The organism is Photobacterium frigidiphilum (genome assembly GCF_003025615.1).
In the GTDB taxonomy this organism is placed as follows: domain Bacteria; phylum Pseudomonadota; class Gammaproteobacteria; order Enterobacterales; family Vibrionaceae; genus Photobacterium; species Photobacterium frigidiphilum.
Map to the genome: position 1 here is coordinate 80,054 of NZ_PYMJ01000016.1, position 12,744 is coordinate 92,797.

A 12,744-nucleotide genomic window follows, 5' to 3' on the forward strand; every position below is an offset into this window, starting at 1 on the left:
GGAGGCGATATGGCAGCGATAACCTTCCATCTTGACGTAGTAAGTGCTGAGAAGAAATTATTCTCAGGTCGTGCTGAAAGCGTTCAGGTGAGTGGTAGCGAAGGTGAACTGGGTATTCACGCAGGACACACCCCGCTGCTGACCGCTATTACGCCAGGTATGGTTCGAATCATTAAGCAGCACGGCGAGGAAGAGATTATTTATCTTTCTGGTGGCATGCTTGAAGTGCAGCCAAGTACAGTTACTGTACTGGCTGATACCGCAATTCGTGGTGAAGATTTGGATGCAGCCAAGGCAGCAGAAGCGAAACGTCAAGCTGAGGAGCAAATCCAGAACCAGCATGGCGATATCGACTTTGCCCAAGCGGCCAGTGATTTGGCTAAAGCGATTGCTCAGTTACGTGTTATTGAATTGACAAAAAAATCGCGTTAATCAGACGTATGACGCAAAAAGCGACCTTAGGGTCGCTTTTTTTATATCTAAGATTTACCTCGCGGGCACTTTTTTGGCCAACTCTTTGAGCCTATAGGGTGTTATATGCGTCAAAATACCGTTAATACTTAGAGGAAATTAAGGCGTTACTCTTAAATCTCATCAATTAGAGCGCTACAATGCGTGCAGTTTCGATTTCATATATGCATCAAAAAGGATAACCATCATGAGCTTTAGCGCTGTGATTCTAGCTGCGGGAAAAGGCACCCGCATGTATTCAAACTTGCCTAAAGTACTTCACACGCTTGCCGGTAAGCCGATGGCTAAGCACGTCATTGACACTTGTGGTGATCTTGGTGCAAGCCATATCCATTTAGTGTATGGCCATGGCGGCGATACGATGCAGCAAGTGCTGGCTGATGAGCCTGTAAGCTGGATACTGCAAGCTGAACAACTCGGTACTGGTCACGCGGTTAATCAAGCCTCTCCTGGTTTAGCTGATAATGAAAAAGTGCTGATCCTATACGGTGACGTACCATTGATTAGCGGTGAGACATTAACTAACTTACTTGATGCTCAGCCTGATGGCGGTATTGCGCTGCTGACTGTCGTACTTGATAACCCGGTAGGTTATGGGCGTATTGTGCGCCGTAATGGCCCGGTTGTGGCGATTGTTGAACAGAAAGATGCCAGTGAAGAGCAAAAGCTGATCAAAGAGATTAATACTGGTGTGATGGTCGCAAATGGTGGCGATCTGAAGCGTTGGTTAGGTCAGCTGAAAAATGAAAACTCACAAGGTGAGTACTACCTAACGGATATTATTGCGATAGCGCATGATGAAGGCCGTGCTGTTGAAGCTGTTCATCCGGTTAATCCAATTGAAGTTGAAGGTGTTAATAACCGCATTCAATTGGCACGACTAGAGCGCGCATATCAAGCTATGCAAGCTGAACGTCTATTAGAGCAAGGCGTAATGCTACGCGATCCGTCACGTTTTGATCTTCGTGGTAAGTTGCAATGTGGTACGGATGTTGAGATTGACGTTAACGTGATCATCGAAGGTAACGTTTCAATCGGTAACAATGTACTTATTGGTGCGGGCTGTGTGCTGAAAGACTGTGAGATTGATGATAACAGTGTTATTCGACCTTACAGTGTGATTGAAGGTGCAACTGTCGGTGAAGATTGTACTGTAGGTCCATTTACTCGCTTGCGTCCAGGGGCTGAGCTGGTGGGTGACTCTCACGTGGGTAATTTCGTTGAAATGAAAAAATCACGTCTTGGGCGTGGCTCTAAAGCGAATCATCTAACGTATTTAGGTGATGCTGATATTGGTGATCGAGTGAATATCGGCGCTGGTACCATTACCTGTAATTATGATGGTGTGAATAAGTTTAAGACCGAAATTGGCGATGATGTCTTTGTTGGCTCTGATACCCAATTAATCGCTCCTGTTAAAATTGCCAAAGGAGCTACTATTGGAGCTGGCGCAACGATTAACCGTGATATTGGCGAAGGTGAGTTAGTCATTACTCGCGCTCCAGCCCGTACTATCAAAGGTTGGAAACGCCCAGTAAAGCAAAAATAATGTAGTTGCTGTATCGTTAAAATGAAAAAAGGCAGATTTCTATCTGCCTTTTTTCGTCTGTTGATCCCCGTGTTTCGTGATAGTAGCCACAAAGCAGTCTCTTCTGATTAAATAAATACGGCAATATTCCTTCTTCGTATTGATCTTATTTGTTTTGTTTTGCTATCATTAAGTTTCAGTTCGAAACTTAATGCTAACGAATCAAAACATAATGTCTAAAAGAAACACTCAGCAACGTCGCCACACTATTGTGAGCTTAGTGAATGAAAAAGGTGAAGTTAGCGTTGATCAGCTCGCGACTTTCTTTGCTACTTCAGAAGTTACCATCCGTAAAGACCTTACCGCATTAGAAACTAATGGCTTATTGCTACGCCGCTATGGTGGTGCTATTGCGATGCCTTCAGAAATAGTTTCCGCCGGTGTTGAAGACAATGTTTCGGTTCGTAAGTTAGCCATTGCTAAAGCGGCCGCTTTACGTATTCGTGACCATAATCGCATCATCATCGACAGTGGTAGTACTACCGCCTCGCTCATTAGTTTATTAGGCAGCAAACAAGGCTTAATTGTGATGACGAATTCGTTGAATGTAGCGAATGCCTTAAATGAGCTTGAAAACGAACCTACATTGCTGATGACGGGAGGCACGTGGGATCCCCATTCAGAAGCTTTTCAAGGTCAAGTGGCGGAATCAGTATTGCGGTCATATGATTTTGATCAGCTATTTATTGGCGCAGATGGCATTGATATTGCTCGTGGTACGACAACGTTTAATGAATTGATTGGCTTGAGTCGAGTCATGGCAGAAGTTTCCCGTGAAGTTGTTGTAATGGTTGAATCAGACAAAATTGGTCGAAAGATTCCCAACATGGAACTGCCGTGGATCAATATCAGTACGCTGGTGACTGATGATGGCTTAAGCGCTGAAGCGAAAGAACAAATAGAACATCAAGGGGTACAGGTTATCTGTGCCTCAGTTGAATAAAATTTAGGAGATAAAAATATGTGTGGAATTGTTGGTGCAGTAGCACAACGTGATGTGGCTGAAATTTTAGTGGAAGGTTTACGTCGTCTTGAATACCGTGGTTATGATTCAGCGGGTGTCGCTATTCTGGATACAGAATGTAATCTGCAACGTGTTCGTCGCTTAGGCAAAGTAAAAGAGCTGGCAGATGCTGTCGACAGCAACCCTATTATTGGTGGTACAGGTATTGCTCACACTCGTTGGGCTACACACGGTGAACCGTCAGAAGCCAATGCTCACCCACATGTTTCTGGTGATATCTCAATTGTTCACAATGGTATTATTGAAAATCATGAAGTCTTACGTGCAGTATTACAAGAACGCGGTTACGTATTTGAATCCCAAACCGATACTGAAGTGATTGCTCACCTTGTTGAGTGGGAATTACGTAGCGCGAAATCTTTACTAGAAGCAGTACAGAAAACAGCTGCTCAGTTGGAAGGCGCATACGGTACTGTTGCAATGGACCGTCGTGATCCTGAGCGTTTAGTCGTGGCACGTTCTGGTAGCCCATTGGTTATTGGTTTAGGCATTGGTGAAAATTTCTTAGCATCTGATCAATTAGCCCTATTGAATGTGACGCGTCGTTTCATGTTCTTGGAAGAAGGTGACGTAGCGGAAATCACCCGTCGTGATGTGAATATTTTTGATGTGCATGGCAACGCGGTTGAACGTGAAATCACGGAATCAAACGCAGAGCATGATGCGGGCGATAAAGGTCAATACCGTCACTTTATGCAAAAAGAGATCTTTGAACAACCAACAGCATTAATCAACACCATGGAAGGACGTATCAGCAATGACACGGTAATTGTTGAAAGTATTGGTGCTGGTGCCGCTGATATTTTACGTAACGTAGAGCACGTACAAATTGTGGCGTGTGGCACCTCGTATAATGCGGGTATGACAGCACGTTACTGGTTTGAAGCATTAGCAGGTGTTAGTTGTGACGTGGAGATTGCCTCTGAGTTCCGTTACCGCAAGTTTGTTACTCGCCCTAACAGCCTGTTGATCACTCTGTCGCAATCTGGTGAAACGGCAGATACGTTAGCTGCGCTACGCTTGGCGAAAGAAAAAGGTTACATGTCAGCTATGACAATTTGTAACGTCGCAGGCTCGTCGTTAGTACGTGAATCTGATCTGGCGTTCATGACACGTGCAGGTACTGAAATTGGTGTGGCATCAACCAAAGCCTTTACCACTCAACTTGCAACACTGTTGATGTTTGTAACGGCATTGGGTAAACAGAAAGGTGTTATTGATCCGCAAAAAGAAAAAGAGATCGTTACTTCTCTTCACCAGTTACCCACTCAAATTGAAAAGGCATTGGCGTTTGATAAGCCTATTGAGCAACTTGCAGAAGATTTCGCCGATAAGCACCATGCTTTATTTTTAGGTCGTGGCGAATTTTACCCAATCGCAATGGAAGGGTCTTTGAAATTAAAAGAGATCTCTTATATTCATGCTGAAGCGTATGCGGCGGGTGAGCTTAAACATGGTCCTTTAGCACTTATTGATGCTGATATGCCTGTGATTGTGGTTGCACCGACCAATGATTTATTAGAAAAGCTTAAATCAAATATTGAAGAAGTGCGTGCGCGTGGTGGGTTGCTGTACGTGTTTGCTGATAGTGACGCTGGTTTTGAAGAGTGTGAAGGTATGAAAATTATCACCATGCCAAAAGTGGATGAGTTCATCGCACCGATTTTTTACACGATACCGATGCAGCTATTGTCTTATCATGTTGCATTGATTAAAGGCACCGATGTTGATCAGCCTCGCAACTTAGCGAAAGCCGTTACTGTTGAGTAAAAGCACTTATCAATAAGTGTTTCACTATTGAGAAAAAGGCGCCAATTATGGCGCCTTTTGTCGTTTCTAAGCCCGTATAAATATGCTGGGTCTATTCTTTAATACATCAGTGACGCATTTATTGCGAAATGAAAATACCATAACGCATTTTTACTTTCTGCAATCCAATATAAGAATAAGTTGCTGATTTTTTAATTAAGTCTTTGATTTGTTAGGTTGGTAAATCAATCTGCAAGTTGGCTTACTACATGCAAGTGTTGTCATGGTTGCTAGGCATTCTTCATTTATTTTTGTATTGGAGGTTAGGCATGACAGATTCTAAAGCCAAGATCGCTGCGCGTATTAAAGAAGCACGAGAGTGGAAAGGGTTAACACAAGTTCATATGGCTCAACAATTACAAGTTGCTCGCCAGACGTACCTTGATCTCGAAACCGGTAAAACAGAACCCAAAGTACGTTTACTATCAGAAATTTCTGAAATAACCGAGCGTCCGTTAACGTGGTTTGTTTACGGGGATGAAGGCATTGAAATTTTAGAAAGTGAATATAAAGAAGAGATTGACCGCTTGTTGCAATATTTTAGCCGATTACCTCATTCTGCTCGTAACATTATTTTGCAGCAGAGCATTAATTTAGCAGGCTTTATGGCGGAATATACCAAGGCGCTAACTCACAAACGTAAGTAGTCTATTTTTATACAGTTACGATGAACAAGTATCTGAAGTGCATGTTATTGTGGGCGTTTGTTGGTTTTAATTGTATGGTTAGGTAGGCATGTGCGGGGTGATATCACATATTAACTGTACATAGGGTGATGATAACTCTATCAACGTCATACTGGTCTAACATGTAAGTCAATAATGCAAAGGTCGGCTGATTTATGGCGCTATTTGAACGGCCTGTTGTAATGTTTAATGGATGATACTCGGTTGGAAAACGTAAAATTACGGACAGCGACTAAAATTCGAGAAGCAAGAGAGCGAAAAGACATTACCCAAGTTGCGATGGCAAAGGCATTAGGGTTAGCTCGTCAGACGTATCTCGATCTCGAATCAGGGAAAACAGAACCTAGAATATCAACATTAGTGAGTATTGCCGATATAACAGGACGACCACTAATTTGGTTTATCTATGAAGATGAAGGACCAATATCATCTGAAGATAAAAATGACATTCAAGTGTTACTCGATCTATTTGCACAAGTGCCTCGTTCGATGCGCTCGAAGTTAATTGAGCATAATATGAGTTTTGTTTCTTGCTGGATTGATTATGTTGCCTCAGTAAAACGAAAATAAAAAAAGCAGCCAATGGGCTGCTTTTTTGTTAGCTGATGACTCGCGCTGTTATTGGGCTAGAAAAAACTTATATGCTAGGTTTTCCGTTTCATCTTTCCATTGGTAGCCTAATTCGTGTAGGTGGCTAGTAAAAGACAGCAGATCTTTGTCTTCCAATTCAAAACCACATAATACTCGACCATAATCTGCACCATGATTACGGTAATTAAATAGGCTAATATTCCAGTGTGTACCTAGCGTATTAAGAAACTTTAATAGTGCGCCAGGGTACTCTGGAAATTCAAAGCTATATAAACGTTCTTTTAGTGGCTTTGATGGACGCCCACCAATCATATAGCGCACGTGAACTTTTGCCATTTCATCATCAGATAAATCGACAACGGGGTAGCCCCCTTTTCGAAGATCGTGAATGATGCCGTCCAGCTCTTCTTGCCCTTGCATTAAGCGCACCCCCACAAAGACATTAGCCAGTGCATCGTCGTTGTAGCGATAGTTAAACTCAGTCACTACTCGGCCACCTAAAATATGGCAAAAATCAAGAAAAGCCCCAGGCCGTTCTGGCACTGTTACCGCTAAGAGACCTTCTCGTTTCTCACCTAATTCACAACGCTCTGATACATAGCGTAGACCATGAAAGTTGAGGTTAGCCCCCGATAAAATGGATGCTAGCTGCTTATCTTGTAGCTGGTGTACCTCAACGTATTTTTTGAGTCCTGCTAAAGAGAGTGCACCAGATGGTTCAGCAATGGCCCGGGTATCTTCAAAAATATCTTTAACGGCAGAGCAAATTTCATCGCTGCTAACGGTAATAACATCATCAAGATACTGCTGGCATAAACGGAATGTTTCTTCACCAATGCGTTTTACAGCGACACCGTCAGCAAACATGCCAACTTGGTCGAGTGTAACCGGACAACCCGCATCGAGCGCGGCTTTCAAGCAGGCTGAATCTTCAGCTTCCACACCGATGATTTTAATATTCGGCATTAACTGTTTAAGTAATACCGATATTCCAGCCGCTAAACCGCCGCCCCCAACAGGAACAAAAACATAATCAAGATGCCCATTTTGTTGGAGAAGTTCCATACCGATGGTGCCCTGTCCTGCAATCACTGATGGGTGATCAAAGGGTGGAATGAAGGTATAACCATATTGTTGCGCTAATTCTTCAGCGTGGGCTTTGGCTTCATCAAAATTATTGCCGTGCAAAACCACTTTGCCACCAAAGCTTCTCACCGCATCGACTTTAATCGCAGGTGTGGTCAGTGGCATAACGATGGTTGCACTAACATCAAGCTTATGGCCGGATAATGCTAACCCTTGAGCATGATTGCCCGCAGAGGCTGCAATAGCCCCCGCTTTACGTTGCGCTGGGGTTAGCTGTGACATCATGTTGTAAGCACCACGCAGTTTAAACGAGTGAACCGGCTGGCGATCTTCTCGTTTTAACTGGATGCGATTGCCGATCCTTGCTGACAATCGATCCATATCTTGGAGTGGCGTCACTTGTGCCACTTCATAGATAGGCGCACGAAGAATATTGCGAAGGTAATCGGCTCCGCTTAATAGCTCTACATCCTTGGCCTGTGTTACTTCGCTCATCGTTATTATCCTTCGAGTTTAGATTTGTCACGGATAGCACCTTGATCGGCACTGGTTGCAAGTAATGCATACGCGCGTAATGCGTAAGATACTTCACGTTGACGGTTAGCTGGCTTCCAACCTTGTTGTTCAGTCAGCGCACGGCGTTGGGCGAGCTCTGCGTCATCAACTTGTAATTCAATACCGCGGTTGGGAATATCGATATTAATGATATCGCCATTGTTCACGAGACCAATCGTACCGCCAGCGGCTGCTTCAGGTGAAACATGACCAATCGATAAACCACTTGTGCCACCAGAGAAGCGACCATCAGTAATTAAAGCACATTCTTTCCCTAAACCAATTGATTTAAGGTAAGTGGTTGGGTACAGCATTTCTTGCATCCCCGGACCACCTTTAGGCCCTTCATAACGAATAACAACCACATCGCCAGATTTCACTTTACCACCAAGAATGCCTTCAACAGCAGTATCTTGGCTTTCGAAAACTACGGCTGGTCCGCTAAAGACCAAGCTGTTTTCATCAACGCCTGCTGTTTTCACAATACAGCCTTTGATTGCGATATTGCCCGAAAGTACTGCGAGCCCGCCATCTTGGCTAAACGCATGCTCTTTACTGCGAATACAGCCATTGGCGCGATCGTCATCTAAGGTATCCCAGCGACAATTTTGTGAGAAGGCTTTGGTGGTGCGAATACCAGCAGGACCGGCACGGAAGAAATCTTTCACCGCTTGTGATTCGGTTACCGCGATATCGTATTCAGCCAGTGATTCAGCAAAGGTTTGACCAAGTATATTGTGGGTATCGGTGTGCAGCAGACCGGCGCGATCAAGTTCACCTAAAATACTGTAAACACCACCAGCGCGGTGTACATCTTCCATGTGGTATTTCGGTGTTGAGGGAGCCACTTTGCAAAGGTGTGGTATAAGACGAGACATACGATCGATGTCATCCATATCAAAATCAATGTCACCTTCTTTTGCTGCAGCTAATAGGTGCAATACGGTATTGGTTGAGCCACCCATTGCGATATCGAGCGCCATTGCATTTTCAAAGGCTTTTTTATTCGCAATATTACGCGGTAATGCGGTGTCATCATCGTTAAGGTAATAACGTTTAGTCAGATCAACGATACGTTTACCCGCATTGATGAATAGTTGTTCGCGATCGGCGTGAGTCGCCAGCATTGAACCATTACCTGGTTGGCTTAATCCTAATGCTTCTGTTAGACAGTTCATGGAGTTCGCGGTGAACATCCCTGAACATGAACCACACGTAGGACAAGCAGATCGCTCTATTTGTTCGCTTTGTTCGTCAGACACCGTAGGATCTGCACCTTGAATCATGGCATCAACAAGATCCAGCTTTAGGATCTGATCAGACAGTTTTGTTTTACCGGCTTCCATCGGTCCACCAGAAACAAAGATCACAGGAATATTGAGTCGCAGTGAGGCCATTAGCATGCCTGGGGTGATTTTGTCACAGTTAGAGATGCACACCATTGCATCGGCGCAGTGCGCATTAACCATGTATTCCACCGAATCAGCAATGAGTTCTCGCGACGGAAGAGAGTACAGCATGCCGCCATGCCCCATTGCGATACCATCATCAACGGCAATAGTATTGAACTCCTTGGCGATACCGCCTGCTTTCTCTATCTCACCCGCCACGAGTTGTCCCATGTCTTTTAAGTGAACATGGCCTGGTACAAATTGCGTAAAAGAGTTAACGACGGCAATGATCGGCTTACCGAAATCTTCATCTTTAACGCCAGTCGCACGCCATAATGCGCGGGCTCCGGCCATATTACGACCGTGGGTGGTGGTGGCTGAACGATACTTAGGCATAACAGTAAAAATCCTTTTATTGCGTTGTTCATCTTGCCGCTATAATTGGTGTGGCAAGATGAACGAATAATATGATGTACTTAATTGGTGCGCTTACTTGTCAGATTTAGGGTAAACGTAATCTAACCAGCCCCATTTATCTTCTGTTGTTCCATTAAATAGACCAAAGTAAGCCGCTTGAATTTCTTTGGTAATAGGGCCGCGTTTACCTTCACCTACCGAGATTTGGTCAACACTGCGAACTGGCACAATCTCTGCCGCAGTGCCTGTCATGAAGACTTCATCTGCGAGGTAGAGTGCTTCACGCGCGATATTTTCTTCACGAATTTCATAGCCCATCTCTTTGGCTAGCACCATGATTGAATCACGCGTGATGCCAGGTAAGATTGCACACGTTGCTGGTGGTGTAGACAATATTCCATTACGAACCACAAAAATATTCTCGCCAGCGCCTTCAGAGAGGTAACCATCAACACTCAGTGCGATGCCTTCGGCATAACCGTGGCGGCGTGCTTCACTACCGACTAATAATGATGAAAGGTAGTTACCGCCCGCTTTGGCGGCGGTTGGAATGGTATTGGGTGCTGCACGATTCCAGCTTGAAATCATGGCATCGACACCACTTTCTAATGCTTCCTCACCAAGGTATGACCCCCAAGGAAAAGCCGCGACGATAAGATCCATTTCAGTATCAACCGGTGGGCAAACCCCTAGACCGACATTACCGACATAGCCTAATGGACGAATATAAGCAGATTCTAGTTCGTTGACGCGAATCGTCTCACGACAAATTTCCATTAATTCTTCAGATGAGTATGGAATTGGGAAGCGGTAAATCTTGGCTGAATTCTTTAAGCGGTCCATGTGATCTTTATGACGGAAAACAATGGGGCCATTAGGGGTGTTATAGCAGCGAATACCTTCAAAAACCGATGTACCATAGTGCATTGCATGGGTTAAGACGTGCACATTTGCCTCTGCCCAAGGAACCATTTCACCATTAAACCAAATGTAATCTGCTGTGTTTGCCATCTCGTGTACCTTCCTTCTGTACTAATCTCGGTTTTCTAATAATGTGGTTTTGACGGTGCGTATATCCCAAAGCTTTTCTATTTGATTGATCAGCGTTGTAATCGGACGGTCACTGTCGACGATAATTTCTACACTTGCTATTTTACTCTCGTGATTCTGTGTTGCATTAACTTGTTTAATTATAAAGCCACGGTGGCGAATAACGCGTAAAACTCGCTCTAGTAATACTGGTTTATCATCCGCTTTGATATTGAGTAGGTATCTTTCCATTAGGTATTCTCCAGCATATCTTGGTTCGCAGCACCGGGTGGCACTAATGGCCATACATTTTCTTCTTCAGAGATAAGTACATGCAGCAAATAAGCGGTTTTACTTGCTAGCATTTCTTTTAACGCCGGCTCTACTTCTTCTTTCTTGGTAATTGTTTTGCCTGGAATACCAAACGCACTGGCTAATACGACAAAGTCAGGGTTGTCATCTAAGATCGTTTCACTGTGACGGCCATCAAAAAAAAGCGATTGCCATTGTCTTACCATGCCGAGGCGTTGGTTATTGATCAGCACTATTTTCACTGGGATTTGCTTACGTTTTATGGTGCCAAGTTCTTGAATATTCATCATGAATGAACCATCACCCGATATTAGGATCGATTCATCGTTTGGTCTGGCGACTTTCGCTCCTATAGCGGCGGGTAAGCCAAAGCCCATCGTACCTAGGCCGGCAGATGTGATGTAATTTTGTGGTTCTCGGGGCTGAATGTGTTGGGCTGCCCACATCTGATGTTGACCGACATCGGTCGAAATTACCGAGCTGTCGGGCATCATATCGGATAGTTTTTTCATCAGCAGTGGTGCATAAATCAGATCGCCAGGGTGGTTATAACGCCATTTGAAATCAGAACGTAATGTTTCACTGTGTTGTACCCAAGCAGAGATGTTTTGTGACAGTTCTAATTGCGGCAAGATCACATTGACATCACCGCGTAATGGCGCGTTGGCAATACGTAATTTATTAAATTCAGAGGCATCAATGTCAAGGTGAATGACTTTTGCGTGCGGTGCGAAAGTATCAAGCTTGCCGGTTACGCGATCATCAAAGCGGGCACCCACTACAATTAATAAATCAGACTCTTGAACGACTAAATTCGCCGCCTTAGTGCCATGCATACCCAGCATGCCTAAATAATGGGGGTCGTGACGCTCTACTGTGCCCAGCCCTTTCAGGGTACTGACCGATGGCATTGGATTTAGCTTTAAAAAAGTACGCACAGTGTCGGTTGCTTTTGCGATTTGAACACCACCGCCGACATATAATACTGGACGTTGGCTTGCGGCTAGAAGGCGCTGCGCTTCAGCGATAGATTCTGAGGTTGCAACAGGAATGGCAGGCTCTGCAACAAACGGCAGTAGTTCAACAGGTGCTTGGGCTAGCTGTACGTCTTTGGCAATATCAACAATAACCGGGCCAGGTCGACCTGCTTTGGCAACAATAAACGCTTCAGCTAATGTGGGGGCGAGATCATTGATGTCGGTAACAAGGTAGCTATGTTTGGTACAAGACAATGACATACCAATCACATCCATTTCTTGGAAGGCATCGGTGCCAATATGCGAGCTGGCTACCTGTCCAGTAATCGCAACCATAGGCACTGAATCAAGAAAAGCATCGGCTAATCCTGTTACCAGATTAGTGGCACCAGGACCGGATGTCGCCATGCATACAGCAACATCTTGAGTGGCTCTAGCCATACCAATCGCAGCCATTGCAGCACCCTGCTCATGACGGCAAAGAATGTGTTCGACGCCACCATCATAGAGTGCGTCATAGATTGGCATAATTGCGCCACCAGGATAACCAAATATCGTGGTTATCCCTTGTTGCTGCAGCGCGTGTACAACTAACTCTGCCCCTGTCATTGCTGCTCCTTAAAAACGTGCTTCCGCATTGCTTTTTATTGCTGATTTTGAATATTTAAAAAAGCCCCCGAACCTTTCAGTGCGGGGGCTTATGCGTTTGTTGTGTTTCTTGCTACCTAACGCCTAGCACTCCCCTCGTGGTGACATAATCACCACGATGACGATAATAATGAGTTGTAGGGCTTTGGCGTTAAATGGC

General features: G+C 44.6%; 11 protein-coding genes. 6 read left to right on the forward strand and 5 right to left on the reverse strand.

Annotation, left to right across the window (positions count from 1 at the left end; all coding sequences use genetic code 11):
* Window positions 1-9: 9 nt before the first annotated feature.
* From C9J12_RS16030 to C9J12_RS16055, 6 genes are all read left to right on the forward strand, one after another.
* Entirely contained in the window at window positions 10-432 is a 423-nt protein-coding gene (locus C9J12_RS16030; protein ID WP_107243629.1) for a F0F1 ATP synthase subunit epsilon, read from the forward strand.
* A 226-nt stretch (window positions 433-658) separates the two neighbouring features.
* On the forward strand, window positions 659-2,020 hold the full coding sequence (gene glmU / locus C9J12_RS16035; protein ID WP_107243630.1) for a bifunctional UDP-N-acetylglucosamine diphosphorylase/glucosamine-1-phosphate N-acetyltransferase GlmU: 1,362 nt from the start codon (window positions 659-661) through the stop codon (window positions 2,018-2,020).
* A 211-nt stretch (window positions 2,021-2,231) separates the two neighbouring features.
* Complete coding sequence (locus C9J12_RS16040) at window positions 2,232-3,002, forward strand: DeoR/GlpR family DNA-binding transcription regulator (RefSeq protein WP_107243631.1); 771 nt, start codon at window positions 2,232-2,234, stop codon at window positions 3,000-3,002.
* 18 nt (window positions 3,003-3,020) lie between these two features.
* Entirely contained in the window at window positions 3,021-4,853 is a 1,833-nt protein-coding gene (gene glmS / locus C9J12_RS16045; RefSeq protein WP_107243632.1) for a glutamine--fructose-6-phosphate transaminase (isomerizing), read from the forward strand.
* A gap of 308 nt (window positions 4,854-5,161) precedes the next feature.
* Entirely contained in the window at window positions 5,162-5,539 is a 378-nt protein-coding gene (locus C9J12_RS16050) for a helix-turn-helix transcriptional regulator (RefSeq protein WP_006233371.1), read from the forward strand.
* 228 nt (window positions 5,540-5,767) lie between these two features.
* Window positions 5,768-6,148 carry a helix-turn-helix transcriptional regulator gene (locus C9J12_RS16055; RefSeq protein WP_107243633.1) on the forward strand — a complete coding sequence of 127 codons (381 nt, stop codon included), beginning with the start codon at window positions 5,768-5,770 and terminating at the stop codon, window positions 6,146-6,148.
* A 48-nt stretch (window positions 6,149-6,196) separates the two neighbouring features.
* On the opposite strand, the gene ilvA is transcribed toward C9J12_RS16055, so the two are convergent.
* The 5 genes from ilvA to ilvG all read right to left on the reverse strand — a co-directional run bounded on the left by ilvA (window position 6,197) and on the right by ilvG (window position 12,545).
* Window positions 6,197-7,750 carry a threonine ammonia-lyase, biosynthetic gene (ilvA, locus tag C9J12_RS16060; protein ID WP_107243634.1) on the reverse strand — a complete coding sequence of 518 codons (1,554 nt, stop codon included), beginning with the start codon at window positions 7,748-7,750 and terminating at the stop codon, window positions 6,197-6,199.
* A gap of 5 nt (window positions 7,751-7,755) precedes the next feature.
* On the reverse strand, window positions 7,756-9,597 hold the full coding sequence (gene ilvD, locus C9J12_RS16065) for a dihydroxy-acid dehydratase (protein WP_107243635.1): 1,842 nt from the start codon (window positions 9,595-9,597) through the stop codon (window positions 7,756-7,758).
* A 93-nt stretch (window positions 9,598-9,690) separates the two neighbouring features.
* A complete protein-coding gene (ilvE, locus tag C9J12_RS16070) occupies window positions 9,691-10,629 on the reverse strand; it encodes a branched-chain-amino-acid transaminase (RefSeq protein ID WP_107243636.1) in 939 nt (312 codons plus the stop codon).
* A gap of 21 nt (window positions 10,630-10,650) precedes the next feature.
* Entirely contained in the window at window positions 10,651-10,899 is a 249-nt protein-coding gene (gene ilvM / locus C9J12_RS16075) for an acetolactate synthase 2 small subunit (protein ID WP_107243637.1), read from the reverse strand.
* Entirely contained in the window at window positions 10,899-12,545 is a 1,647-nt protein-coding gene (gene ilvG, locus C9J12_RS16080) for an acetolactate synthase 2 catalytic subunit (protein ID WP_107243638.1), read from the reverse strand. Before ilvG ends, ilvM begins: the two co-directional genes overlap by 1 nt.
* Window positions 12,546-12,744: the final 199 nt, after the last annotated feature.

Bases quoted from the DNA above. Each gene is read 5' to 3' on its own strand.
- C9J12_RS16030 (WP_107243629.1), top strand. From the start codon at position 10: ATGGCAGCGATAACCTTCCATCTTGACGTAGTAAGTGCTGAGAAGAAA.
- glmU (WP_107243630.1), top strand. From the start codon at position 659: ATGAGCTTTAGCGCTGTGATTCTAGCTGCGGGAAAAGGCACCCGCATG.
- C9J12_RS16040 (WP_107243631.1), top strand. From the start codon at position 2,232: ATGTCTAAAAGAAACACTCAGCAACGTCGCCACACTATTGTGAGCTTA.
- glmS (WP_107243632.1), top strand. From the start codon at position 3,021: ATGTGTGGAATTGTTGGTGCAGTAGCACAACGTGATGTGGCTGAAATT.
- C9J12_RS16050 (WP_006233371.1), top strand. From the start codon at position 5,162: ATGACAGATTCTAAAGCCAAGATCGCTGCGCGTATTAAAGAAGCACGA.
- C9J12_RS16055 (WP_107243633.1), top strand. From the start codon at position 5,768: ATGGATGATACTCGGTTGGAAAACGTAAAATTACGGACAGCGACTAAA.
- ilvA (WP_107243634.1), bottom strand. From the start codon at position 7,750: ATGAGCGAAGTAACACAGGCCAAGGATGTAGAGCTATTAAGCGGAGCC.
- ilvD (WP_107243635.1), bottom strand. From the start codon at position 9,597: ATGCCTAAGTATCGTTCAGCCACCACCACCCACGGTCGTAATATGGCC.
- ilvE (WP_107243636.1), bottom strand. From the start codon at position 10,629: ATGGCAAACACAGCAGATTACATTTGGTTTAATGGTGAAATGGTTCCT.
- ilvM (WP_107243637.1), bottom strand. From the start codon at position 10,899: ATGGAAAGATACCTACTCAATATCAAAGCGGATGATAAACCAGTATTA.
- ilvG (WP_107243638.1), bottom strand. From the start codon at position 12,545: ATGACAGGGGCAGAGTTAGTTGTACACGCGCTGCAGCAACAAGGGATA.